We start from the raw sequence: 23,023 nt of genomic DNA on the forward strand, positions 1-23,023 counted from the left end.
CGGCTGCGGGCCTAGCCTGCCGCCAGGCGCTGAAACAAGCCGCCCGGGAGGCGCGCCACCTGACCTTTGAGCTCCAGCTCTAGCAGTTGAATCTGCAGACTGGCGATATCGATGCCGGTGCGGCTGCACAGGCTGTCCAGATCCACCGGGTCAAAACCAAGCGCCTGCAGCAAGCCCGGGTCTTCTGTGCTGGCACCGCTCGCCGCTGCGCCACGCGAATCCTTGGGCTTGGATGCTGTGGATGTGGATGTGGGTGTGGGGGTGGTAGCCATACCCAACGCCGGCAGCTCTTCCAGAATATCTTCCACCGACTCCACCAGCTTGGCGCCTTGTCGGATCAGCGCATGGCAGCCCTTGCTTTGCGGCGCATGGATCGAGCCGGGAATCGCGAAGACCTCGCGCCCCTGTTCGCTGGCCAGCCGGGCGGTGACCAGGGAGCCCGAAGCAGTAGCAGCCTCGACCACCAAGGTGCCGCTGGCCAGACCGGCAATCAGGCGGTTGCGTTTAGGAAAGTTCTGCGCCAGCGGCGGGGTGCCCAGGTGGTACTCGCTGACGATCCAGCCCTGCTCGGCAATCTGCCCGGCCAGCTGGTGGTTGGCGCGGGGGTAGACCCGGTCGATGCCGGTGCCGATCACGGCAATCGTGGCGGGCTCTTGGCCGGTGACGGCCTCCAGCGCGCCGGCATGGGCAGCTGCATCAATGCCCAACGCCATGCCCGAGACAACGGTGACGCCCTGGCGCACCAGGGTCTGGGCAAATGCCCGGGCATTGAGGGCGCCCTGGGGCGTGGGGTTGCGGCTGCCGACCATCGCCAGTGCCTTGCGCGGCCAGACCAGGCCTTGCGCGCCAAACCAGCGGCTGTGGCCGGTGATGTAGAGCAGCACCGGCGGATCAGCGGTTTCAAGCAGGGATGGGGGGTAGTCGGCATCACCCAGGGTGAGCACATGCCGTTGCAAGGGCGCGGGGGCGGTGGTCAGCCAGGTCCAGGTTGCTGTCTGCAGCGCTTGCAGCTCGGGGCTGGGGGCGTGCAGCGCCTGGGCCTGCGCGGGGGTGATGCAGGTCTCCAACGCGGCGCTGCTCTGGGCCAGCACCTCCGCCGGCAAGCCAAAGCGCGCCAGCAAGCGCCGGATGGCGGTATTGCCCAGGCCGGGCGTGGCGCTCAAGCGTAACCAGTCGTGCAACTCTTGTTCAGTCATGGGCAAGAGCCGCTTTCCCGGTCAAGCCTGTCAGGGGCGGTAGTCGGGCGAGATCAGGGAGTCACCCACCTTCACGCCTTCCTTAGCTTCCAGAATCAGTGCGTAGGACACCTTGTCGAAGCTGCGGAAGACCATGGCCAGGCCATTGGCCTCATTGGGCAGCTTGATGACGGTCTGGTCGCTGTCGGTCTTGTCCTTGATGCGCGCGCCGCGTGTCATCAGGCGGAAGACATGGCCGAGCTCTACGCCGTCGGCCTGGCCGCGGTTGATGGCGATCACGTTGTTGCGCGATGCATAGGCCACGCTGTTGCTGCCATAGATGGACACGACACTGCCTTGCAGGTGCTCATCGGGCGCATGCGGCACATAGCTGGTGACGTTGACGCGTGGCATCGGCAGCAGCTTGTCACCAATGCGGATTTCTTCCTTCACCGAGGTAATGTCCAGCGATGCCGGCACCGGATCGGTGTGGGCATTGCCCTTGACGTCGAGCGTTGTCTCTTGGCGCTCGCCAGCCATCAGCTGCACCTTGCCCAGGTACTGGGCTTCGTAGCCCAGCACGGCATTGGTCTCGGGGTCGACCATGGGCACCGCATTGCGGAACACGCGGTAGTACTGGCGCTCCTGGCCCATTTCCAGCGACTGGTCGGCCGAACGGCCATAAACGCGGTCGCCAGGCGACAGCAGCGCGCGCTCCTGCGCGGCACCAACCAGACGCGGGGCCTTTTCGCTCTCGCCAGCGCCCAGCACTTCGGGCTCGACCAGGAAGGCCTCGATCAAACGCTGGTTGACGGCGGGCAGGGCGGTGCCGGACAGGCTTTCGCTGCGCACGCGCGGCGAGATGCGGATGACTTCGTCCTCCCCCGAGCGCGAGGTAACCAGGCGCGCCATGCCATTGCGGCGCTCCAGGTACAGGGTCTGGCCGGGGTAGATCAGGTGGGGGTTGGCGATGGACTGCAGGTTCATGCCCCACAGTGCGGGCCAGCGCCAGGGCTGCTGCAGGTAGACGCGGGAGATGTCCCAGAGCGTGTCACCGCGCTTGACGACATAGGTATCGGGTGCATTGGCGACCAGGTCGGCCTCGGGGATGCCCTGCGCCGCCACTTGCTGGGCGGTGCTGCGCTGCTGCGCGGTGACCGGCAACTGCGCTGCCGGGGTGGCGGCCCAGGCACTCATGCCTGCGCAGGCCATGCAGGCGACTGCAACGGCGCTGCTGCGCAGCTGGTGGAACAGGGGCGTGGTGGATGCTCGCATGGCCGGGTGACTCCCTCTCAGTCGCTGTCAGGCCATAGTGGGCCTGCTGTCAATGTTTGTAATTGCCTCTGATTCTCGGGCCAAGCCCTTGATCGATCAATGATTATTGCAAGCCATCTGGGCATTGAAGCGCAAAAGTGGCGAAAATAACGACATTCAAGAGCGAAAACTATGTCTATCCTCCCGATTCTCTGCTACCCCGATCCCCGTCTGCACAAGGTCGCCAAGCCCGTGGCCGTGGTCGATGACCGCATCCGTACCCTGGTCCAGGACATGCTGGCCACCATGTACGACGCCAGCGGTATCGGCCTGGCAGCCACGCAGATCGACGTGCATGAGCGCGTGGTGGTGATCGACGTCTCCGAAGAGCGCAACGAGCCCATGACCATCATCAACCCGGAAATCCTCTGGGCCAGCGATGAAAAGCAGGTGGGTGACGAAGGCTGCCTGTCCGTGCCCGGCATTTATGACGGTGTCGAGCGTTCGGTGGCGGTCAAGATCAAGGCACTCGACGAGAACGGCAACAGCCGCGAGATCGACGCCGAAGGCCTGCTGGCCATCTGCATCCAGCATGAAATGGACCACCTGCTGGGCAAGGTGTTTGTCGAATACCTGTCGCCACTCAAGCGCAACCGCATCAAGTCCAAGCTGGTCAAGCAGCAAAAGCGCGAACTGGCCGACGCCAAGGGCTGATATGGGCACGACGCGATCTTCACGGAGCTGGCTGCCTGGCCGCGCGTGGGGCGCGATGGCGCTGTTCGTACTGTGCACAGCCCTGGCTGGCTGTGCCTATCCCACCCAGTTCAAGCCCGGCACCCCGCAGCAGGAGGTGCTGAGCAAGCTGGGCCCTGCCAATACCGTCAAAAAGCTTGACGATGGAGGTGAGCGCTGGCTTTACACCACCCAGCCGATGGGGCGCGAGGCCTACCAGCTGCGCTTTGCTGCCGATGGCCAGCTGCAGACGACCACCCAGGTGCTGAGTGCCGAGAACTTTGGTGCCATCCCGCTGGGCCAGTTCAGGCAGCAGCAGCTGTTGCAGGATTTTGGCCCGCCGATGGAAATCACCTCGGTCTGGAGCTTCAAGGGACAGGTCTGGACCTACCGATTCTGGGACAATGGCATCAAGCGATTCGCGCATGTGCATATCGATCCGCAAGGTGTGGTGCAAAAGCTGATGTTCATCGATGAACCTTTGCCCGAGCCCCGCCAGCGAGACTGATGTCCCCGCTGCGCGCCCCTGATCGCAGCTTGCCCCCTATCCTCAAAAGACATGAAAGTAGTTTTTGCCGGCACGCCGGAATTTGCCCGTGTGGCCCTGGAGCAGTTGCTGGCCGCCGGTCACGAAGTGCCGCTGGTACTGACCCAGCCCGACCGGCCCGCCGGCCGTGGCATGAAGCTGCAAGCCTCCCCCGTCAAACAATGCGCGCTGGCGCACGGCATTGCCGTCAGCCAGCCGCTCAGCCTGCGCCTGGATGGCAAATACCCCGAAGACGCCGCCGCAGCACGTGAAGCGCTACTGGCCGCCCAACCGGATGTGATGGTGGTAGCGGCCTATGGCCTGATCCTGCCGCAATGGGTGCTGGATTTGCCCGCCAAGGGCTGCCTCAACATCCACGCCAGCCTGCTGCCACGCTGGCGCGGTGCGGCCCCCATCCACCGTGCCATCGAAGCGGGCGATGCCCAGACCGGCGTCACCATCATGCAGATGGATGCGGGCCTGGATACCGGCGACATGTGCCTGGTGGAAGCGCTGGACATTGCCGCCCAGGACACCACCGCTAGCCTGCACGACAAGCTGGCACCGCTGGGCGGCCGCATGCTGGTGCAGGCGCTGGCCTTGAGCGCCGAGGGCCGCTTGCAGCGCGAGCCGCAACCGGCAGAAGGCATCACCTACGCGCACAAGATCGAAAAGGCCGAAAGCGCCATCGACTGGGCGCTGAGCGCCGAGCAGATTGACCGCCGCGTGCGCGCCTTCAACCCCTTCCCGGCTGCGTCGACCCGCGTCGGTGATGAAGTGGTCAAGATTTGGGCAGCGCAGCCCGAGCGGCATTCGCCCGCCGATGCCGTCCCCGGCCAGGTGCTGGCGGCCGATGGCCAGGGCATTGTGGTGGCCTGCGGCGAAGCTGCCTTGCGCATCAGCGAGCTGCAGCGGCCCGGTGGCAAGCGCTTGAAGGCGGCAGATTTTCTGCGCGGCCATGCGCTGCAACCCGGCCAGGTGTTGGGTGACGACAGGCTCCCCGTGGCGGCTCCATGAGCCTGCACCACCGGCGCCGCGCCATCGATCACCCCAGTTTCCGTGCCGGCGTGGTCGACATGTCCGGCACGGCCGTGGGCATTGCGGCCTGGGCGCTGGTGACCGGCGTGGCCATGGTCAAAGCGGGTATTTCCGCCCCCATGGCCATCTTCATGTCGCTGGTGGTCTATGCCGGCAGCGCCCAACTGGCCGTGCTGCCGCTGATGGCCATGGGCTCGCCGATGTGGGTGGTCTGGTTCACCGCCGCCTGCGTGAACCTGCGCTTTGTCATTCTGTCGAGCATGTGGCGCAGCTATTTTGCGCACCTGCCGCTCTGGCACCGGCTCTGCATTGGCTATTTCAGCGGTGATGTGATCTTTGTCGCCTTCATGCGCCGCTACACCGCGCCGGTGGCCAAGCCCCAGCAGGTCTACTACTTCTGGGGTGCCTCGTCGCTCAACTTCATCACCTGGCAGGGCTTTTCGATTGCCGGCATCTTGCTGGCCAATGTGGTGCCGCTGGAGTGGGGCCTGGGCTTTGCCGGCGTGCTGGCGCTGCTGGGCGTGCTGTACTCGATGCTGATCGACCGCGCCACCAAGGTGGCGGCGCTGGTGGCGGCGACGGCGGCGATTGCGGCCTATGGCATTCCGCTCAAGCTCAATATCCTGGTGGCGATTGCCTGCGCAGTGACCATCGGCCTCCTGGTCGAGGCGGTGGACCAGCGCGGCCGCAAGCCCAAGATCGTGGTCGTAGCCAAGAACAAACCCCTGCCATCGCCCGGGCCCGAGCAGCCCGACGATGGCACCACGGCCGTGCCCGTGCGTGAGGAGCATGTGCGATGAGCCAGGACGACTGGGATCTGCTCTACCAGCTGACAGCCATTGTGGGCCTGACCATCATCACCGTGGTCACCCGTGCGTTCTTCATGATTCCGAAGAACGAGCTGCCCTTGCCCGACTGGCTCAAGCGTGGCCTCAAATACGCCCCGCTGGCCGCCTTGATGGCCGTCATTGCGCCCGAGCTCCTGATGGTCAAGGGCGAGCTGACCAAGACCCTGCTCGATGCCCGCATTCCGGCAGTGATCTGCGCGACCATTTATTACTTCAAGAAGCGCGGCATCCTGGGCACGATTGTGGTCGGCATGGCGGTCTACCTGCCTTTGCATATCGGCCTGGGTTGGTAAACCTTCAGAGAGACGCCGGCGCGACCGCCCGCTTGGGAGAGGCTGGACAGGCCTCTACAATGGCGGCCATGCGCAGGCCCCTGCATGGCGCGCGCCCCGGTTTCTAGACTCTTTGGTATCCATTCCCATGAACATCCTTCGTTTCTCCGACCTGTGTGCCCAAGGCAAGGTGCAAGGCCAACGCGTTTTTATCCGCTCCGATCTGAATGTGCCGCTCAACGACGCGGGCGAAATCACCGAAGACACGCGCGTGCGTGCCTCGGTGCCGGCCATCGAGATGGCCCTGAAGGCCGGCGCTGCCGTGATGGTGACCAGCCACCTGGGCCGCCCCGCCGAGGGCGCCTTCAAGCCCGAGGACTCGCTCGCCCCCGTCGCCCAGCGCCTGGGCCAGCTGCTGGGCCGCGAAGTGCCACTGGTCGCTGACTGGGTCGATGGCGTCAACGTGGCACCCGGCCAGGTCGTGATGCTGGAGAACTGCCGCACCAATGTTGGCGAGAAGAAAAACCTGCCCGCGCTGGCACAAAAGCTGGCCCAGCTCTGCGACATCTATGTGAACGACGCCTTTGGCACGGCCCACCGCGCCGAAGGCACGACCTATGGCATCGCCGAGTACGCCAAGATCGCCTGCGCCGGCCCGCTGCTGTCGGCCGAGATCGATGCCATCACCAAGGCCCTGGCAGCGCCGGCGCGTCCGCTGGTGGCCATCGTTGCAGGCTCCAAGGTGTCGACCAAGCTGACCATTCTGCAGTCGCTGTCCAGCAAGGTAGACCAGCTGATCGTTGGCGGCGGTATTGCCAACACCTTCATGCTGGCTGCAGGCCTGAACATCGGCAAGTCGCTGGCCGAGGCCGACCTGGTGGGCGATGCCAAGGCGGTGATCGATGCCATGGCCGCACGCGGCGCCAATGTGCCTATTCCTACCGATGTCGTCGTCGCCAAGACCTTTGCGGCCGATGCTGTGGCCACCATCAAGCCGGCCACCGAGGTGGCCGATGATGACCTGATCCTGGATATCGGCCCAGAGACGGCCGCGCGCCTGGCCGAGCAGCTCAAGAAGGCTGGCACCATCGTCTGGAATGGCCCGGTGGGCGTGTTCGAGTTTGATGCCTTTGCCCACGGCACCGAAACCCTGGCCAAGGCCATTGCCCAGTCGCCCGCCTTCAGCATTGCCGGCGGTGGCGACACCTTGGCGGCCATTGCCAAGTACGGCATCGAAGACAAGATTGGTTATATCTCCACTGGCGGCGGTGCTTTCTTGGAGGTATTGGAAGGCAAGACCTTGCCAGCCTTCGAGATTCTGCAAAAACGCGCGGCGGGCTGATTTATTTCAGCCGACAAGGGCTGGTTCCAAAGTGTGAGCAAAAACAACAAAATGCGCGGCTCTGCTCGCACTTTGGATCGTTTCACTTGTCTTGATACCACCACATCTACAACAATGGATGCAAGCCTGGGCGGGTGTTGGCCCGTCGGCTATCTAATTCCGAGGAGGGAAACATGGCTTTGAAAAAGACCATCGGAGCGGCGGCGCTGGCAGGCGCCGTCCTCGCGTTGACGGGTTGCGCGGTAGAGGCGCCCGTTCCATACGGCGCCAACTATGCGCAACCAACCCAGATGAAGGTGCGCGCTGCGGGCCACTGGGACCTGATGGCCAGCGACGTGGTGGCAGACACCCTGGCGACGCTGGAGCGCAATGGTCTCAACGCCAAGACGCCTTTGTATGTGGCCCTGCCACAGAACGCCAGTGCCTTTGACAGCGTGTTCCACGACCTCGTCGTGACCAAGCTGGTGCAGCACGGCGCATCGGTCTACAACACCCCCGGCCAGCAGCTTGAAGTGAGCTACGACGCCAAGATCGTGCACCACAACCTGCAGCAAGCAGGCAACTGGGCCTATGAAGGCGACAACGGCCAGGTCATCGCTGGCGTGAGCCCGACCATCGGCACCGACTACCAGGCCGCCACCATCGCGGGCGCCCCGGCTTACTCCGAAGTGCTGCTGACCACCACGGTGCTGCGCCAGGGTCAGTACGTCGCGCGCAAGTCCAATGTTTACTATGTTGACAACGCCACCGTCGGCCAGTTCGCCAAGACCGAAGCCTACCGCGCCGTCAACATGAAGGTGGTGAACAAATGATGCTGCGTTTGACCACCCTTGCCGCTGTGGCCTCGGCCGCTGTGCTGGCTGGTTGCGCCAGCTGGACCGAGCCTGCCCAGCCCGTGAGCACCGTGCGCAGCGAGCCCACCTACCAGGCCGCTGACGCCAGCGTCTTCCTGGCCAACAGCCAGGATGCGATCAACAAGCTGACCGCCTCGGTCGCTCCCCAATCGACCGGTACCGGCCCCGTGCTGGTGGCCACCGTGGTCAATGTGAACAACATGGGCGCCTCGTCGCCTCTGGGCCGCACCCTGTCCGAGATCTATGCCAACCAGATGGCCGCCCGTGGCTTCCACGTCAAGGAAGTCAAGCTGCGCACCGATCTGTATGTGCGCGAAGGCACCGGCGAGCTGCTGCTGTCCCGCGAAATGCGCGACATCGCCCGCAGCCAGAACGCCTCCATGGTGCTGGTCGGCACCTTCTCGCCTGCTGCCAACTTCACCTACGTCAGCCTCAAGCTGGTGCGGACCGAAGACAGCCGCATCCTGTCGGGCTATGACTATGCCTTGCCCAACGACCGCGATGTGACCCGTCTGCTGAACGCGCCTCGCTGATCAAGCACCGGGCCCCGCCCGGTTGGAACACAGAACGCACTCCCCTTGGGCAGTGCGTTTTTTTATGGCCTAATCGGCCAGCGTTGACAGCCTCCACAGCGGGCTGGCAGAATCCAGCCTCCCTCCTGGCGCGACATTCGATCCGGTTGGCCTGCGTGTTTCCCAGACCCGCTGCCGGCTTCAGGTTTTCCAGTCCCGATCTGCGCGCCTCCGTGCTTCTTGCACACATCCCCGCCAACCGCGCGTTGGCACAGCTTTGATGGATCAGGTACCGAGCCTTGCTGTTCGGCGCCACGGCATCCGTCTGTCTTTTTCCTATCCCTTTCTCACTCTCTCACGTCTGGAGCTTCGAATGATGATTCGTCTGTCCAAGTCCGCCATGGTGTTGGCCATGGCTTTCTTCGCCACCTTGGTGGCTTTTGGCAATATCACCGACTACGCCACCAACTTTGCCTTTGTGCACCATGTGTTCCTGATGGACACCACCTTTCCCGGCAACGGCATCATGTACCGCGCCATTGAAGCGGAATGGGTCCACCACCTGGGCTATGCCGGCATCATTGCGCTGGAGGCGCTGACGGCTGTGCTGTGCTGGATCGGCGGCAGCAAGCTCTTGCGGGCTCGCCATGCCGATGCCGCCGGCTTTCGCGCTGCCAAAAAATGGGCGATTGCGGGTCTGACCCTGGGCTTTCTCACCTGGCAGGTGGGCTTTATGTCGGTGGGCGGTGAGTGGTTTGGCATGTGGATGTCCAAAGCGTGGAATGGCGTGCCCGATGCCTTCCGCTTCTTCATCACCTTGCTGCTGGTGCTGGTCTACCTGACGATGGACAACGACAGCCTGGCAGCGCCCGCGCAAGCTGCGAACCGCTGATAGCAGCAACCCAGGACCGCCTCGTGCAGGCTCAGCCGCGTGCCCGGCTGGGCCAGAGCACCGAGGCGATGGCCAGCACCATCAAGGCCACCGCCGTCCAGTCCTGCCAGTGCAGGATCTCACCCAGCCACCAGGCGCCGCTGAAGACGCCCAGCACGGGGATCAGCATCACACTCAAGGTGGAGGCCAGCGGCGGCAGGGTGCGCACCAGAAAGAACCAGGCCACCTGGGCAAAGCCGATCACCAGCACGGCATTGAACAGGATGGTGCCCCAGGCGACCGGATCGGGCGCATGCCAGCGCGGGCGCTCCAGCAGCGTGGCCAGCAGGCACAGGCAGAGGGTGGTCATCACCGTCATCCAGAAGGCCAGGGTCAAGGTGGCGGCCGGGATGCGCGTGCGGCGCAGCAGCTGGGTGCCCAGCGCCCAGCTGGCGGCGGCCAGCAGCATCATCGCCACGCCGGTGGGTTTGCCGCCGAGCTTGTCCATCTCGTTCCACAGCAAGAGCAAGACGCCGCCTGCGGCAGCGGCCACGCCCAGCCAGGCGCGTGCTGGCAGCCGGTCGCTGAAGAACAGTGCCCCCAGAGCTGCTGAAAAAATAGGCATGGTATAGCCCAGGATGGCCGCGCGGCCGCTGGGCAGCAGCGGAATCGCCACGATGATCAGCGTGTGCCACATCACCATGTTGAAAAAGCCCAGCACCAGCAGCGGGCCCCAGTAGCGGCGCTCCAGCCGGAAGGGCACCTTCAGCACCACCAGGCCCAGCGCCAGCAAGGGCAGGCCGATCAGCATCGACAGCGCGCGAAAGCTCAGCGGCGGAAAGTGCTGCACCCCCGTCTTCATCACCGGCCAGTTCAGCCCCCAGACCAGGGTCAGCAGGCACAGGATCACCAGTTGTTGTCGTGTCAGGCTAGGCATGGGTTGCGATTGTGCCCGCAATCCCCGTGCGACGCAGTCAGCCGTGCGCAGCCTTGGCAGTGCTAGCTTTTACAATAGCGCCCATGCCTTTCATCGACCAGCTGCGCGCCGCAGCCACCCAAAACAACTCCATGCTGTGCGTGGGCCTGGATCCGGAACCCAGCCGTTTTCCCGCCACGATGCGCGGCGATGCCAGCAAGATCTATGATTTTTGCGCGGCCATCGTCGATGCCACCCATGACCTGGTCAACAGCTTCAAGCCTCAAATCGCCTATTTCGCGGCGCACCGCGCTGAGGACCAGCTGGAAAAGCTGATGGCCCATATGCGCCGCGTGGCCCCCCAGGTACCGGTGATTCTCGACGCCAAGCGCGGCGACATCGGCTCGACCGCCGAGCAGTACGCCAAGGAGGCCTTTGAGCGCTATGGTGCCGATGCGGTGACCTTGTCGCCCTTCATGGGCTTTGACTCCATCACGCCCTATCTGCAGTACGAAGGCAAGGGCGCCTTCCTGCTGTGCCGCACCTCCAACCCCGGTGGTGACGACCTGCAGGCCCAGACCCTGGCCGATGTGCCCGGCCAGCCGCAAATGTTCGAGCATGTGGCGCGCCTGGCCCAAGGCCCCTGGAACACCAATGGCCAACTGGGTCTGGTCGTCGGCGCTACCCGCCCGCAAGAGATCGAGCGCGTGCGCGCCGTGGCGCCGCACCTGCCGCTGTTGATTCCCGGCGTCGGTGCGCAGGGCGGTGATGCGGTTGCCACCGTCAAGGCAGCCCGCATCGGCGGCGGCCCGATCATCATCAACTCCTCGCGCGCCATTCTGTATGCGAGCAGCGGCGAGGACTTTGCCAGCGCGGCGCGTGCCGCTGCGATCAAGACCCGCGATCTGCTGAACGCGGTGGACTGAACTGCCTCCGCACCAAGGACGACAGGGTCCGCGCTGCATGCTGGCACGGACCCTGCTTCTTTTTCCGGGATGCTGCGCAGGGCCTCTGGGGTCGATACACAATGCGCCCTGCAGCTTTTCCTCTGACGACGCCTCCACCGCCATAAGGATTCCCGATGCCTCCTATGCTTTTCTCTCGCCCCCGCCGGGCGGCAACCCTCGGTCTGCTGGCATGGGCAGCCAGCATGGCGGCAGGCGCGCAAGCGGCTGCGGACTACCCGAACAAGCCCATCACCCTGGTGATTGCCTACCCACCCGGCGGCAGCACTGATGCGGTGGGCCGCATGGTGGGCACCGAGCTGGCGCAGCGGCTCAAGCAACCAGTGGTGATTGAGAACCTCGGTGGTGCCGGTGGCGCCATCGGCGCGCAGAAGGTGGCCCGGGCGCCGGCCGACGGCTACACCCTGCTGCTGGCGGCCAACAACGAGGTGGCGATTGCGCCGCTGATCAACAAGGCCATCAAGTACCGCGTGTTCGAGGATTTCACGCCGATCAGCCTGGTGGCGACGCAGCCCATGGTGCTGGTGGCCTCGCAGGCCAGCGGCGTCAAGAACACGCAGGAGTTCCTCAGCCTGCTGCGGCAGAACCCCGGCAAGTACAGCTACGGCAGCTCGGGCGTGGGCACGGCCCTGCACATTGCTGGCGAGATGGTGCAGCAGGCGGGCGATGTGACGATGACCCATGTGCCCTACAAGGGCGTGGCACCGCTGACCAATGACCTGCTGGGCGGCAGCCTGGAGTTTGGGGTGTTTGTGCTGTCCTCGGGCCTGCCGCATATCCGCGCCGGCAAGGTGGTGGCGCTGGGCACGACCGAGGCCAAGCGTTCCACGGTCACGCCTGACATCCCCGCCCTGGCCGAAACTTCGGCATTTGCCAAGGTCGATATCAACAGCTGGTTTGCGCTGATGGGCCCGGCCAAGCTGCCCCCGCAGGTGCTTACGGCCTTGCGTGCGGCCATCGATGACACCCTGCAGTCACCGAGCTTTCGCGCCAAGCTCGAAGCCAGTGGCAATGTGATGGCCGCGCCCGGCCAGGACATGGGCGCTTTCCTGAAGGCCCAGGTGGCCAAGTACCAGCAGATCGTCGAGACCGCCAAGATCGAAGACCGCTGAGCGCGGTGTTCTTCGGTAGGGTTTAGCGCCGCGCTGCCTGCAGCCAGCGGCCGCCCCAGACCACGACGACCAGCGCCAGCACGACACACACAGCGCCGGCCCATTGCCAGCCGGTCACCGTCTCGCCCAGCACCAGCATGCCGGTGGTCAGCCCGATGACGGGCACGCAGAGGCTGAAGGGCGCCACGCGGTTGGCGGAGTAGCGCTGGATCAGTTGGGTCCACAGCCCGTAGCCGACGATGGTGGCCACCCAGCCTAGGTAGGCGATGGATGCCCAGGCCAGCCAGGGGATCTGCTGCCAGGTGGCTGCATGCAGCCACTTGCCCACGCTGCCCTCGTCCAACCAGGCGCTCAGCCCGATAAAGGGCAGGATGGGCATCAGGCTGCTCCAGGCGATAAAGCCCACCGGGTTGTAGCTGGCATTTTCCTTTTGCGCCAGGCGCACCACCACGTTGGAGCAGGCCCAGGACGTGGCCGCGCACAGCACCAGCAGCAGGCCCGCCAAGGTGGTGCCACCGGCGCCATTGCTGCGCAACTCATTGATCAGCAGGCAGGCCAGGCCCAGCGCCGCAATGCCCATGCCGGCCACCAGCGGGCGGCCGGGCCGCTCGCGCAGCAGCACCCAGGTCCAGACGGCCGTGAGAAACACCTGGGTCTGCAGCATCACGCTGGCCAGCGACGCCGTCATGCCCACCTTGAGCGCGGTGAACAAGAAGCCGAACTGGCCCACGCCCTGCAGCAGGCCAAACAGTACCACCCAGCGCCAGTGCACGCGCGGCGGCTTGATGAACAGCACCAGCGGAAAGGCGGCGCAGAGGTAGCGCAGGGCGCCCAGCTCAAACGGGGTCAGGCTTTGCAGGCCCCATTTCATGATCACAAAGTTGATGCCCCAGACCACCACCACGACCAGCGCCAACGCGAGGTCAGTGGGGCGGAAGGGGACGGGGGAGCTGGAAGCAGACATGGCTGGAGGCGCTGGTGTGCGCAGCGCCGGATGTTATTCAAAGTTTTCCAGCAGTGTGCCAGCAAGCGCGGCTGCGTGCTGGCACTGCGCTATTCAGCGCGAGCACCGCGTGGGCGACAGCGCCTCAGGCTGCACACCCTGGCCGGCCAGCGCCGGGTCCAGCGGCTCATGCAAGGCCAGGTTGCGCGCCAGCAGGCCGTAGCCATAGGCGCTCTGGATGCCGTAGCCGCCCTGCGCGGCCACCCACAGAAACTGCGGCGCCTGGCCATCCCAGCCGATCACCATCTCGCCATCGGCAACAAAGGAGCGCAGGCCCGCCCAGCTGTGGCTGGGGCGGCGGATGTCGAAGTGGCTGGCCTGCATGATGCGGTCAATGCCCTCGGCAATGTCCATCATCTCGGGCTGCACATCATGCGGATGGGTGGCATCGGCATTGGCGGGCGAGCCCAGCAGCTGGCCGGCATCGGGCTTGAAGTACCACTGCTCGCCAATATCGATGACGGCCGGCCAGTGCTGGCCGTCCATGCCGTCGGGCATCGCAAAGGTGAAGGCGCTGCGGCGCTTGGGTGTGAGGCCAATCGCAGCGGCCCCGGCCATCTGGCCCAGCTCATCGGCCCAGGCGCCGGCGGCGTTGACGACATGGAGGGCCTGCAGCGCGCGGCCATCGGCCAGATTGATCTGCCAGTGGCTGGTGCTGGCATCCCAGTGCAGGCTCTGCACCCGGGCATCGTTCCAGAGCTGGCCGCCGCGCCGGCGCATGCCCTTCAAAAAGCCCTGGTGCAGCGCATGCACATCCATATCGCGGGCGCCATCGTCGGTAAAGCCGGCTTCCAGCACCTCGGTGTTCAAGGCGGGCAAGAAGGCTTTCAGTTCGGTCTTGTCCAGCCAGCTGGCGCCGGGCGAATGCTGGCGCGCCTCGTCGTAGGCAGCTTGCAGCGCGGGCAACTGCTCGGGCGTGGCCACATACAGCACGCCCCGGGGGCTGACCAGCGCATGCTCGGCAAAGTCAGCCGGCGGCTGCTCGTAAAACTGGCGGCTGGCCCGGGTAAGCGCTTGCACCTGGGCTGGGCCATAGTGCTCTTCAAACAGCGCTGCCGAGCGGCCGGTGGTGTGGTAGCCGGGCTGGGATTCCTGCTCCAGCACCAGCACCTGGGCGCTGCTGGCCAGGTGCCAGGCGGTGGCGCTGCCGGCCATGCCGGCGCCGATGACGACAAAATCCCAGACGGCCGGGCTGGCAGCTGCAGAAGGGGAGGCTGAAGGGGAACTGTTGGGGGTATCCATGGTCAGCATGGTAAGGTCAGTGACACTTCGCAAAGGGCAAACATGAGACAGAAACAGGCACGCAAGGGTTTTCATTCATGGGCGCTGGGCGCCAGCTGGCTGCTTGCCGTCTGCGCCGCCAGCACTGCGCAAGCACAAACGGCGGCGCCCGCGTTGCCCAAGCCCACGGTGGTGGGCAGCGGCTATCTCAACCCCTGGGCCATTGCGCCCTTGCCCGACAAACGCTTTTTGCTGACCGAACGCGGCGGCAAGCTCTGGCTGCTCGATGCCGATGGCCGCAAGCAGTCCGAACTGCAAGGCGTGCCCAAGGTGGTCGATGCCGGCCAGGGCGGCCTGCTGGATGTGGTGGCCGACAGCCAGTTCGCCAGCAACCGCCGCATCTATTTCTGCTTCAGCGAAGCCGGGCCCCAGGCCGGCACCAACAGCACGGCGCTGGCCACGGCGCGTATCGCGACCGATGAGCGCCAGCTTGAAGAGGTCAAAGTGCTGTTCAGCCAGCGCCCCAAGGCCAAGAGCAATGCCCACTTTGGCTGCCGCATTGCCGAAACGCCCGATGGCAACCTCTTCCTGAGCCTGGGTGACCGCTTCTCCTTGCGCAACGATGCGCAGACCCTGAACAACCACCACGGCAAGCTGGTGCGCATCGCCAAGGATGGCAGCGTGCCCAAGGACAACCCCTATGTGGGCCGCCAGGATGCGCTGCCCGAGATATACAGCTACGGCCACCGCAACAGCCAGGGCCTGGCCGTGGCGGCCGATGGCAGCCTGTGGCAGCACGAGCACGGCCCGCAGGGCGGCGACGAGATCAACCGGCCCCAGCCCGGCAAGAACTATGGCTGGCCGGTGATCACCTATGGCGAGGAATACGGCGGCGGCAAGATCGGCGAAGGCACCCAAAAGGCCGGCATGGAGCAGCCTTTGCACTACTGGGTGCCCAGCATTGCGCCCTCGGGCATGGCCTTTGTCACGAGCGACCGCTATGGCCCGGCCTGGAAAGGCAGCCTGCTGGTCGGTGGCCTCAAGTCGCGCAGCGTTGCCCAGCTGACGGTCAAGGACGGCAAGGTGACGGGCGAGAAGCGGCTCTACGAATCGCTCGGTGAGCGCATCCGCGATGTGCGCCAAGGCGCCGATGGCCTGGTCTACCTGCTGACCGATGGGCCCGATGGCAAGCTGATTCGCCTGGTGCCCTGATCGCCGCGCGGCATCAGAGCTGGATCTTCATGCCCAGATGGCTCGCAACAAAGCCGAGCCGCTGGTAGAAGCGCTGCGCATCTTCGCGCGAGCGGTCGGTCGTCAGCTGCACCACCTGGCAGCCCCGCGCCTTGCATTGCGCCAGCGCCCAGGCAAACAGCTGCTGCCCAGCACCCTGGCCGCGCAATGACGAGGTGATGCGCACCGACTCGATCTGGCCGCGCCAGGCGCCGGTATGTGAGAGCCCGGGGATAAACGACAGCTGCAAGGTTCCCACCACCTGGCCGTTCTGCTCGGCAACGGCCAGCAGCTGGTTGGCATCGGCCTGGATGGCGGCGAAGGCGCTGACATAGCGGCTGTCTGGTGGATCGCTCAGCACCTCGCGCGCGCGGCCCAGGCGGTCGTCGGCAAGCAGGGCGATGATGGCGGGCAGATCGGCCTGCGTGGCCGGGCGGAAGATCAGGTCATCGGGCATGGGTGCGTTCATTTCTCAGGTGGGCATGTCCACATCATCCCAGTCGGCATGGGCAAAGCGCACCAGCCAGTTGAGTGCGCGGTGGCGCTCCAGCACGACGCCAGGCAAGAGGCCATCGGGCGCGGGCTGCTGCTTGATCTGGGCATCGCGGATGCACCAGTGCAGGCGGAAGGTTTCGTCCAGCGCATCGAGCAGCTCGCTGGCGCTGCGCGGCTGCGCCTGGGCCAGCAGGGCCTGGCTGCTGCCGGCGTCCAGAAAGCGGCGCGTCAGCGGGCCCACATCGCAGATGCTGTCAGGGAAGGGCAGCGTCTGCTGCAGGCCCAGCGCCCAGGCAAAAACTGCCACGCATTCATAGCGCCAGCCCATGTTGGCGATCAGTTGGGCCTCAGGCGCTGGCGTTTGCATGAAGGCGCGCTCCTGCGGCGACCAGGCTGCGGCGGCATCGGGCAGGCGCGCGAGGATCTCGTCGCTGCTGAGCGCCTGCTCGCTGGCCAGCGACTCGGCGCGCACGGCGGCCGCCAGCACCGCAACCGCACGCGCGGCGATCTCTTCGGGTGTGCGCAGCTGCAGCTCGGCCTCGGCCAGCACCGGCGGCAGGCTGGCGGGGCTGCGCAAGCCATGGGCTTGCAGTACCGCTTCGCTGCGTGCCTTGCGTGCCAGCGCGTCGGGCAGGCTGGGCAGCGCGGCCTCGGGGTCCGCGGCCTGGCCGGCGGCATTGAGTAGCTCTCGGCCTTGGGTGTCGAAAATGCTGGCGTCGGGCAAAAAGGAAAGGGCATTGGCGCGCTGCGCCCAGGCTAGGTAGGCGGGCCAGGCCGCCTCGCTCACGACCAGGCTGACCTGCTGCTGCACCCGCTCGATATGGCGCATCAGTCCGTAGCGCCGGGCCGTTATCTCGCCATCGCCACGGCTGAGCACATGCTGCACAAAGCCTTCCAGGTGCGGCGCAAGCGCCGGGTCGCTGGCATCGCGCTGGGCCAGCAGCTGGTGTTCAAAATCCAGCGGCGGCAGCACGCACACCGTGGCGTAGGCGTTGACCAGCAGGCCCTCGCTCTGCGGCGCAGCCGGGCTCGAGGCCGGGCTGGCTGCCGCTGGGGCCTTAGTGCTTTTGCCGAGGAGGCGCTCCAACCATGCTTTCATCTCTGAGCCTTTGCGGTGTTTGGGTGGGCTCGATACTACTGCAGGCGGATGACAGCTCAGGACTTGCCCAGGTAGGGCGCCAGGTAGCGTCCGGTATGGCTGGCCGGGTTGGCGGCGACCTGCTCGGGCGTGCCCTGGGCCACCAGCTGCCCGCCACCGGCGCCGCCTTCCGGCCCCATGTCAATGACCCAGTCGGCCGTCTTGATGACGTCCAGGTTGTGCTCGATGACGACAATCGTGTTGCCGGCATCGCGCAACTGGTGCAGCACCTTGAGCAGCAGGTCGATATCGGCAAAGTGCAGGCCGGTGGTCGGCTCATCAAGGATGTAGAGCGTGCGGCCGGTGTCGCGCTTGGAGAGCTCCTGCGCGAGCTTGACGCGCTGGGCCTCGCCGCCCGACAAGGTGGTGGCGCTCTGGCCCAGGCGGATATAGCTCAGGCCCACATCCAGCAGGGTTTGCAGCTTGCGAGCAATGGTGGGCACATCGCGGAAGAAGCTGTGCGCGTCTTCCACTGTCATCTCCAGGATCTGCGCAATATTGCGGCCCTTCCACTGCACCTGCAGGGTTTCGCGGTTGTAGCGCTGGCCGTGGCAGATGTCGCAGGGCACATAGACGTCGGGCAGAAAATGCATCTCCACCTTGACCATGCCATCGCCCTGGCAGGCTTCGCAGCGGCCACCGGCCACGTTGAAGCTGAAACGCCCTGGGCCATAGCCGCGCTCCTTGGCGGTGTTGGTCTCGGCCATCAGCTCGCGGATGGGGGTAAACAGGCCGGTGTAGGTGGCCGGGTTGCTGCGGGGTGTGCGGCCAATGGGGCTTTGGTCCACATTGATGACCTTGTCGAAATAGTCCAGGCCTTCGATCTCCTGGTAGGGCGCGACATCGCCCTGGGCGCGGTTGATCTTGTGGGCCGCTGCGGCGTACAAGGTGTCGTTCACCAACGTGGATTTGCCCGAGCCCGAGACGCCGGTCACGCAGGTGAACAGGCCGACGGGGAAATCGACGGTGACATCGCGCAGGTTGTGGCCGCTGGCGCCCATCAGGCGCAGGCTTTGCACCGCATGCGGGTCCACCGGGACGGGGGCTGTTTCCTGCAGGCTGCGGCCCTTGGCGCTGCTGGTGCTACTGGCTTTGCCGCTGGGCTTTTTCTCCAGCGAGGTGCGCACGGTCGGGAACTGCGAGCCGCTCTTGTCGGCCACGGCCTTGCCTACCGGCGCACCCACGGTGCTGGCGAGCACCGGCAGCCAGGGCGTGCGGCGCGTGGGTACGGCAATCGATTTCTGGCCGCTCAGGTACTGGCCGGTGAGCGATTGCGGGTTGGCGCAGATGTCGGCATAGCGGCCCTGGGCCATGATCTGGCCGCCGTGCACGCCGGCGCCTGGGCCCATGTCGATGATCTGGTCGGCTGCGCGCATCATGTCCTCGTCATGCTCGACGACGATCACGCTGTTGCCGATATCGCGCAGGTGCTGCAAGGTGGCGATCAGGCGGTCGTTGTCGCGCTGGTGCAGGCCGATGGAGGGCTCGTCGAGCACATACATCACACCCGTCAGGCCCGAGCCGATTTGCGAGGCCAGGCGAATGCGCTGCGCCTCGCCGCCCGACAGGGTCTCGGCACTGCGCGCCAGGCTCAGGTAGGTCAGGCCCACATCGTTGAGGAACTGCAGCCGGGTGCTGATTTCATGGATCACGCGCGCGGCAATATCGGCCTTGGCACCTGTCAGCTGCACGCTGCTGAACCAGGCATAGGCCTCGCTCAGGGTGACCTGGCTGATGTCCTGGATCGCACGGGCCTGGTCGCCATCGCCCACGCGCACAAAGCGCGCCTCGCGGCGCAGGCGCGCGCCATGGCAATCCGGGCAGGGCTGCACGCTTTGGTAGCGGGCCAGCTCATCGCGCACGATGCTGGAATCGGTCTCGCGGTAGCGCCGCGTCATGTTCGGCAGAATGCCTTCGAAGGGGTGCTTCTTGGTGACCATCTTGCCGGCGTTCTCGCCGCTGGCCAGCTCGTACTTGAAGGCGATCTCTTCATCACCCGAGCCGTAGAGCACTACTTGGCGCACCGCCTCGGGTAGGCTTTCGAAAGGCTGCTCGATGTCGAACTTGTAGTGGCGGCCCAGGCTTTCGAGCATTGCAAAGTAGTAGCCATTGCGCCGGTCCCAGCCCTTGATGGCGCCGCTGGCCAGGCTGAGCGTGGGGAAGGCCACCACGCGCTCGACATCAAACACCTCATGCAGGCCCAGGCCATCGCAGGACGGGCAGGCGCCCTGGGGCGAGTTGAAGGAGAAAAGGCGCGGCTCCAGCTCGGCCAGCGCATAGCTGCAGACCGGGCAGGAGAACTTGCTGCTGAACAGATGCTCCACGCCCGTATCCATCTCCAGCGCCAGCACCCGGCCATTGCCTTCATTGCCGCCCACGCGCAGCGCGGCCTCAATGCTTTCGGCCAGGCGCTGCTGCAGCCCGGCGCGCACCTTGACCCGGTCGATGACCACGTCGATGTCGTGCTTCTCGTTCTTAGCCAGCGCCGGCAGGGTCTCGTGCTCGTACATCTGGCCATCGACCCGGAAGCGCACATAGCCCAGCGCCTGCATCTGCGCAAACAGCTCGACGAACTCGCCCTTCTTGCCGCGCGCCACCGGCGCCAGGATCATCAGCTTGGTGTCCTCGGGCAGGGCCAGCACGGCATCCACCATCTGGCTGACGGTCTGGGCCGCCAGCGGCAGGTTGTGGTCGGGGCAGAACGGCGTGCCTGCGCGGGCATACAAGAGGCGCAGGTAGTCATGGATTTCGGTGACCGTGCCCACGGTCGAGCGCGGGTTGTGGCTGGTCGCCTTCTGCTCGATCGAGATGGCGGGCGACAGGCCCTCGATCAGGTCGACATCGGGCTTGTCCAGCCGGCCCAGAAACTGGCGCGCATAGGCCGAGAGGCTCTCGACGTAGCGGCGCTGGCCTTCGGCATACAAGGTGTCAAAGGCCAGGCTGGACTTGCCCGAGCCCGACAGCCCGGTGATCACCACCAGCTGGTGGCGGGGGATGTCCAGGTCGATGTTCTTGAGGTTGTGCGTGCGCGCGCCACGGATGGCGATGCGACTGTGTGCCAGCCGCGCGCCCAGGTAGCGGCTGTCGTCCTGGCGCGCCTCGGACACGCCGAGTTCATGGTGCAGGTCGATGGCAGCGGATGGGGCGGTGGGGGTGCGTGGTGGCATGTGGGCGTCAAGATCCAAAACCCCTCATGATAGCCAGCCTGCCCGTTCGTTGTGCAATCTCCCGGGTATCGCTGCACATGCTTTGCGGATAAACCGGGCGCAGCCCCAGGGGAGCGGCCTACAACTTGCGGCCAAAACCGATGTAAGGGCTTGCTGCAGCTTTGCACCTAGCTATGGTTTCTGATGCGCGGGTGGGCGCTGAGATTCCGTCTACCAGCAGGGCTTGCGGCTGCGCTCTACACTTGCCGCTGGCGATCGTCGCCATCCGTCCCTTGTTTGCCTGCGTATCGCCCTTGTCTCTCACTTCTGTTTCTTCTTCCACGGCCATGCTGCCGGCCGAGCGGCGCGCCAGCTTCAGCCTGGCGCTGATCTTTGCATTGCGCATGCTGGGCCTGTTCCTGGTGCTGCCGGTGTTTGCGCTGGAGGCCCACAAATACCCTGGCGGTGATGACCCGGCCCTGGTCGGGCTGGCCATGGGCGTCTATGGCCTGACCCAGGCCGTCTGCCAGCTGCCGCTGGGCATGGCGTCTGACCGCTATGGGCGCAAGAAAGTCATTGTGCTGGGCCTGCTGGTGTTTGCCGCCGGCAGCCTGATCGCCGGCATGGCCGGTAATCTGCATACCTTGTTGCTGGGCCGGGCGCTGCAAGGCGCCGGCGCGGTGTCCGCCGCCGTCACGGCGCTGCTGGCCGACCAGACCCGCGATGTGGTGCGCACCAAGGCCATGGCCCTGGTGGGCGCCAGCATTGGCCTGATGTTTGCGCTGGCGCTGGTGCTTAGCCCGCTGCTGGTGGTGCATATAGGCCTGAGCGGTCTGTTCTTGATGACCTGTGGATTGGCGCTGGGCGGCATTGCCGTGGTGCTATGGGTGGTGCCGCCGGAGCCGCTGGAGCACCGGGGCGGCGCACGCAGTGGCCTACGCGAGGTGTTTCGCCATGCCGACCTGGTGCGCCTCAATGCCGGTGTCTTTGTGCTGCACACGGTGCAGATGTCCATGTGGGTGGCCGTGCCCGCGATGCTGGTGGCCGCAGGCCTGCCCAAGGCTGAGCACTGGCAGGTCTACCTGCCGGCTGTGGTGCTGTCCTTTGTGCTGATGGGCGGGCTGTTTGCACTGGAGCGGCGCGGTTACCTGCGCGGCGCGCTGCTGGGCTCGATCGCGCTGGTGGCCCTGGTACAGATGGCGCTAGGCCTGGTAGCGACCTCGGGCCATGCGCCCACGCTCTGGCTGATGGGCGTGCTGCTGTTTGTCTTTTTCTGCGGTTTCAATGCGCTGGAGGCCACGCAGCCCAGCCTGGTCTCGCGCATGGCGCCAGCATCCTTGCGCGGTGCCGCGCTGGGTAGTTACAACACCTTGCAATCGCTGGGCCTGTTTGCCGGTGGCGCGCTCGGTGGGGTGCTGACCCGCTGGGGCAGCGTGACCGATTTGTTCATCGCCACCAGCGCCTTGGCGCTGCTGTGGCTGGTGCTGACCTGGCCGCTGCAACCGCAGGCCCGCACCGTGGCTGGCGCTGGCGCTGCACAAAAGTAAGCGCTGGCTGGGAATGCGGCAGGCCTGTCAGGCCCCGTTGCAAAATCTGCGGCCACCGGGCGATAAATTCCTGGCCGCTTTGGGGTAGGATACGCCCCTGAATCACAGTGATGGGCGCTTTGAAGGCTGCAATGCCTGCAACACTGCCAACGCATAGTAGGCGCCCATTTTTCAAAGGAAATACCTGAACCATGGCATCCGTCAACAAAGTCATCATCGTCGGCAACCTCGGCCGCGACCCTGAAATCCGCACCTTCCCCTCGGGCGACCAGGTAGCCAACGTCACCATCGCCACCACCGACCGCTGGCGCGACAAGAACAGCGGCGAGAACAAGGAAGCCACCGAGTGGCACCGCGTCGTATTCAATGGCCGTCTGGCTGAAATCGTCGGCCAGTACCTGCGCAAGGGCAGCCAGGTCTATGTGGAAGGCAGCCTGCGCACCCGCAAGTGGACCGACCAGGCCAGCGGCCAGGAGCGCTATGCGACGGAAATCCGCGCTGACTCCATGCAAATGCTGGGCAGCCGCCAAGGCCAGGGCGGCGGTGGCGGCCAGGGCGGTGGTGATGACTACGGCTATGGCGACAGCGGCTACGGCGACCAAGGTGGCGGCGGCGGTGCACCCGCAGGCAACTACCAGCGCCGCGCCCCAGCACCGGCCATGGCCCCAGCAGCCGCACCCCGCCAGGCGCCACCTCCCCGTCCAGCACCGGCGCCAATGCCCGCGCCGGCCCCACGCGCTGCGTCGGGCTTTGACGATATGGACGACGATATTCCGTTCTAAAAAGCACCTGTGCTGATTTGTCAATAAAGGTCCCTGGCGCGTAC

22 protein-coding genes are annotated in these 23,023 nt (G+C 65.5%); 14 read left to right on the top strand and 8 right to left on the bottom strand.

Going from position 1 to position 23,023, the window contains the following annotated elements; translation table 11 throughout:
- Positions 1–11 precede the first annotated feature (11 nt).
- Together dprA and EDF71_RS09490 are read right to left on the bottom strand one after the other, a co-directional pair.
- Positions 12–1,196, bottom strand: coding sequence for a DNA-processing protein DprA (gene dprA, locus EDF71_RS09485; RefSeq protein WP_133856328.1), 1,185 nt, complete (start codon positions 1,194–1,196; stop codon positions 12–14).
- Between the two features lie 30 nt (positions 1,197–1,226).
- Positions 1,227–2,450 carry a LysM domain-containing protein gene (locus tag EDF71_RS09490; protein WP_133856329.1) on the bottom strand — a complete coding sequence of 408 codons (1,224 nt, stop codon included), beginning with the start codon at positions 2,448–2,450 and terminating at the stop codon, positions 1,227–1,229.
- Positions 2,451–2,621: 171 nt separating this feature from the next.
- Between EDF71_RS09490 and def the strand changes: the two genes are divergently transcribed.
- The 9 genes from def (at position 2,622) to EDF71_RS09535 (ending at position 9,445) form a co-directional block, all read left to right on the top strand.
- A complete protein-coding gene (gene def / locus EDF71_RS09495; protein ID WP_133856330.1) occupies positions 2,622–3,143 on the top strand; it encodes a peptide deformylase in 522 nt (173 codons plus the stop codon).
- A 55-nt stretch (positions 3,144–3,198) separates the two neighbouring features.
- Positions 3,199–3,669 carry a hypothetical protein gene (locus EDF71_RS09500; protein ID WP_133856331.1) on the top strand — a complete coding sequence of 157 codons (471 nt, stop codon included), beginning with the start codon at positions 3,199–3,201 and terminating at the stop codon, positions 3,667–3,669.
- 51 nt (positions 3,670–3,720) lie between these two features.
- Positions 3,721–4,704: a methionyl-tRNA formyltransferase gene (fmt, locus tag EDF71_RS09505; protein ID WP_133856332.1), complete on the top strand. Its 984-nt coding sequence runs from the start codon at positions 3,721–3,723 to the stop codon at positions 4,702–4,704.
- Positions 4,701–5,525 (top strand): AzlC family ABC transporter permease, encoded by an 825-nt coding sequence (locus EDF71_RS09510; RefSeq protein ID WP_133856333.1) that lies wholly within the window; start codon positions 4,701–4,703, stop codon positions 5,523–5,525. The genes fmt and EDF71_RS09510 overlap by 4 nt, the downstream gene beginning before the upstream one ends.
- Positions 5,522–5,866, top strand: a complete 345-nt coding sequence (locus EDF71_RS09515) for an AzlD domain-containing protein (protein WP_133856334.1) — start codon at positions 5,522–5,524, stop codon at positions 5,864–5,866. The genes EDF71_RS09510 and EDF71_RS09515 overlap by 4 nt, the downstream gene beginning before the upstream one ends.
- Before the next feature lie 127 nt (positions 5,867–5,993).
- Positions 5,994–7,187 carry a phosphoglycerate kinase gene (locus EDF71_RS09520; RefSeq protein ID WP_133856335.1) on the top strand — a complete coding sequence of 398 codons (1,194 nt, stop codon included), beginning with the start codon at positions 5,994–5,996 and terminating at the stop codon, positions 7,185–7,187.
- Between the two features lie 173 nt (positions 7,188–7,360).
- A complete protein-coding gene (locus EDF71_RS09525; protein WP_133856336.1) occupies positions 7,361–7,999 on the top strand; it encodes a hypothetical protein in 639 nt (212 codons plus the stop codon).
- Positions 7,996–8,574: a FlgO family outer membrane protein gene (locus EDF71_RS09530; protein ID WP_133856337.1), complete on the top strand. Its 579-nt coding sequence runs from the start codon at positions 7,996–7,998 to the stop codon at positions 8,572–8,574. The genes EDF71_RS09525 and EDF71_RS09530 overlap by 4 nt, the downstream gene beginning before the upstream one ends.
- 352 nt (positions 8,575–8,926) lie before the next feature.
- On the top strand, positions 8,927–9,445 hold the full coding sequence (locus EDF71_RS09535) for a DUF2165 domain-containing protein (RefSeq protein WP_133856338.1): 519 nt from the start codon (positions 8,927–8,929) through the stop codon (positions 9,443–9,445).
- Positions 9,446–9,476: 31 nt separating this feature from the next.
- Here the strand turns inward: EDF71_RS09535 and EDF71_RS09540 are convergent, their stop codons facing one another.
- Complete coding sequence (locus EDF71_RS09540) at positions 9,477–10,361, bottom strand: DMT family transporter (RefSeq protein ID WP_133856339.1); 885 nt, start codon at positions 10,359–10,361, stop codon at positions 9,477–9,479.
- 83 nt (positions 10,362–10,444) lie between these two features.
- Between EDF71_RS09540 and pyrF the strand changes: the two genes are divergently transcribed.
- Complete coding sequence (gene pyrF, locus EDF71_RS09545) at positions 10,445–11,266, top strand: orotidine-5'-phosphate decarboxylase (protein ID WP_133856340.1); 822 nt, start codon at positions 10,445–10,447, stop codon at positions 11,264–11,266.
- A 155-nt stretch (positions 11,267–11,421) separates the two neighbouring features.
- Positions 11,422–12,417 carry a tripartite tricarboxylate transporter substrate-binding protein gene (locus EDF71_RS09550; RefSeq protein WP_243854243.1) on the top strand — a complete coding sequence of 332 codons (996 nt, stop codon included), beginning with the start codon at positions 11,422–11,424 and terminating at the stop codon, positions 12,415–12,417.
- 22 nt (positions 12,418–12,439) lie between these two features.
- Here EDF71_RS09550 and EDF71_RS09555 read toward each other — a convergent pair whose 3' ends face one another.
- Complete coding sequence (locus tag EDF71_RS09555) at positions 12,440–13,381, bottom strand: EamA family transporter (protein WP_133856341.1); 942 nt, start codon at positions 13,379–13,381, stop codon at positions 12,440–12,442.
- 93 nt (positions 13,382–13,474) lie between these two features.
- Positions 13,475–14,662 carry an FAD-dependent oxidoreductase gene (locus tag EDF71_RS09560; RefSeq protein WP_133856342.1) on the bottom strand — a complete coding sequence of 396 codons (1,188 nt, stop codon included), beginning with the start codon at positions 14,660–14,662 and terminating at the stop codon, positions 13,475–13,477.
- 42 nt (positions 14,663–14,704) lie between these two features.
- On the opposite strand from EDF71_RS09560, the gene EDF71_RS09565 reads away from it, so the two are divergent.
- Positions 14,705–15,853, top strand: a complete 1,149-nt coding sequence (locus tag EDF71_RS09565) for a PQQ-dependent sugar dehydrogenase (protein ID WP_133856343.1) — start codon at positions 14,705–14,707, stop codon at positions 15,851–15,853.
- 13 nt (positions 15,854–15,866) lie between these two features.
- Here EDF71_RS09565 and EDF71_RS09570 read toward each other — a convergent pair whose 3' ends face one another.
- Genes EDF71_RS09570 through uvrA form a run of 3 tightly spaced genes read right to left on the bottom strand, consistent with a single transcriptional unit; the run spans position 15,867 to position 20,671 of the window.
- Positions 15,867–16,328, bottom strand: coding sequence for a GNAT family N-acetyltransferase (locus EDF71_RS09570; protein WP_133856430.1), 462 nt, complete (start codon positions 16,326–16,328; stop codon positions 15,867–15,869).
- A gap of 15 nt (positions 16,329–16,343) precedes the next feature.
- Positions 16,344–17,465: a DUF4272 domain-containing protein gene (locus EDF71_RS09575; RefSeq protein ID WP_133856344.1), complete on the bottom strand. Its 1,122-nt coding sequence runs from the start codon at positions 17,463–17,465 to the stop codon at positions 16,344–16,346.
- A gap of 56 nt (positions 17,466–17,521) precedes the next feature.
- A complete protein-coding gene (gene uvrA / locus EDF71_RS09580) occupies positions 17,522–20,671 on the bottom strand; it encodes an excinuclease ABC subunit UvrA (RefSeq protein ID WP_133856345.1) in 3,150 nt (1,049 codons plus the stop codon).
- Between the two features lie 326 nt (positions 20,672–20,997).
- On the opposite strand from uvrA, the gene EDF71_RS09585 reads away from it, so the two are divergent.
- Both EDF71_RS09585 and ssb read left to right on the top strand, forming a co-directional pair.
- On the top strand, positions 20,998–22,197 hold the full coding sequence (locus EDF71_RS09585) for an MFS transporter (RefSeq protein ID WP_133856431.1): 1,200 nt from the start codon (positions 20,998–21,000) through the stop codon (positions 22,195–22,197).
- A gap of 191 nt (positions 22,198–22,388) precedes the next feature.
- Entirely contained in the window at positions 22,389–22,979 is a 591-nt protein-coding gene (ssb, locus tag EDF71_RS09590; RefSeq protein WP_133856346.1) for a single-stranded DNA-binding protein, read from the top strand.
- Positions 22,980–23,023: the final 44 nt, after the last annotated feature.

Origin of the sequence: Comamonas sp. JUb58, assembly GCF_004364775.1 — a bacterium.
In the GTDB taxonomy this organism is placed as follows: Bacteria; Pseudomonadota; Gammaproteobacteria; order Burkholderiales; family Burkholderiaceae_C; genus Comamonas.

Bases quoted from the DNA above. Each gene is read 5' to 3' on its own strand.
- pyrF (WP_133856340.1), top strand. From the start codon at position 10,445: ATGCCTTTCATCGACCAGCTGCGCGCCGCAGCCACCCAAAACAACTCC.
- ssb (WP_133856346.1), top strand. From the start codon at position 22,389: ATGGCATCCGTCAACAAAGTCATCATCGTCGGCAACCTCGGCCGCGAC.
- uvrA (WP_133856345.1), bottom strand. From the start codon at position 20,671: ATGCCACCACGCACCCCCACCGCCCCATCCGCTGCCATCGACCTGCAC.
- EDF71_RS09560 (WP_133856342.1), bottom strand. From the start codon at position 14,662: ATGGATACCCCCAACAGTTCCCCTTCAGCCTCCCCTTCTGCAGCTGCC.
- EDF71_RS09555 (WP_133856341.1), bottom strand. From the start codon at position 13,381: ATGTCTGCTTCCAGCTCCCCCGTCCCCTTCCGCCCCACTGACCTCGCG.
- EDF71_RS09500 (WP_133856331.1), top strand. From the start codon at position 3,199: ATGGCGCTGTTCGTACTGTGCACAGCCCTGGCTGGCTGTGCCTATCCC.
- dprA (WP_133856328.1), bottom strand. From the start codon at position 1,196: ATGACTGAACAAGAGTTGCACGACTGGTTACGCTTGAGCGCCACGCCC.
- EDF71_RS09550 (WP_243854243.1), top strand. From the start codon at position 11,422: ATGCCTCCTATGCTTTTCTCTCGCCCCCGCCGGGCGGCAACCCTCGGT.
- EDF71_RS09585 (WP_133856431.1), top strand. From the start codon at position 20,998: ATGCTGCCGGCCGAGCGGCGCGCCAGCTTCAGCCTGGCGCTGATCTTT.
- EDF71_RS09525 (WP_133856336.1), top strand. From the start codon at position 7,361: ATGGCTTTGAAAAAGACCATCGGAGCGGCGGCGCTGGCAGGCGCCGTC.
- EDF71_RS09535 (WP_133856338.1), top strand. From the start codon at position 8,927: ATGATGATTCGTCTGTCCAAGTCCGCCATGGTGTTGGCCATGGCTTTC.
- EDF71_RS09510 (WP_133856333.1), top strand. From the start codon at position 4,701: ATGAGCCTGCACCACCGGCGCCGCGCCATCGATCACCCCAGTTTCCGT.
- EDF71_RS09565 (WP_133856343.1), top strand. From the start codon at position 14,705: ATGAGACAGAAACAGGCACGCAAGGGTTTTCATTCATGGGCGCTGGGC.
- def (WP_133856330.1), top strand. From the start codon at position 2,622: ATGTCTATCCTCCCGATTCTCTGCTACCCCGATCCCCGTCTGCACAAG.
- fmt (WP_133856332.1), top strand. From the start codon at position 3,721: ATGAAAGTAGTTTTTGCCGGCACGCCGGAATTTGCCCGTGTGGCCCTG.
- EDF71_RS09515 (WP_133856334.1), top strand. From the start codon at position 5,522: ATGAGCCAGGACGACTGGGATCTGCTCTACCAGCTGACAGCCATTGTG.
- EDF71_RS09570 (WP_133856430.1), bottom strand. From the start codon at position 16,328: ATGCCCGATGACCTGATCTTCCGCCCGGCCACGCAGGCCGATCTGCCC.
- EDF71_RS09530 (WP_133856337.1), top strand. From the start codon at position 7,996: ATGATGCTGCGTTTGACCACCCTTGCCGCTGTGGCCTCGGCCGCTGTG.
- EDF71_RS09520 (WP_133856335.1), top strand. From the start codon at position 5,994: ATGAACATCCTTCGTTTCTCCGACCTGTGTGCCCAAGGCAAGGTGCAA.
- EDF71_RS09540 (WP_133856339.1), bottom strand. From the start codon at position 10,361: ATGCCTAGCCTGACACGACAACAACTGGTGATCCTGTGCCTGCTGACC.
- EDF71_RS09575 (WP_133856344.1), bottom strand. From the start codon at position 17,465: ATGAAAGCATGGTTGGAGCGCCTCCTCGGCAAAAGCACTAAGGCCCCA.
- EDF71_RS09490 (WP_133856329.1), bottom strand. From the start codon at position 2,450: ATGCGAGCATCCACCACGCCCCTGTTCCACCAGCTGCGCAGCAGCGCC.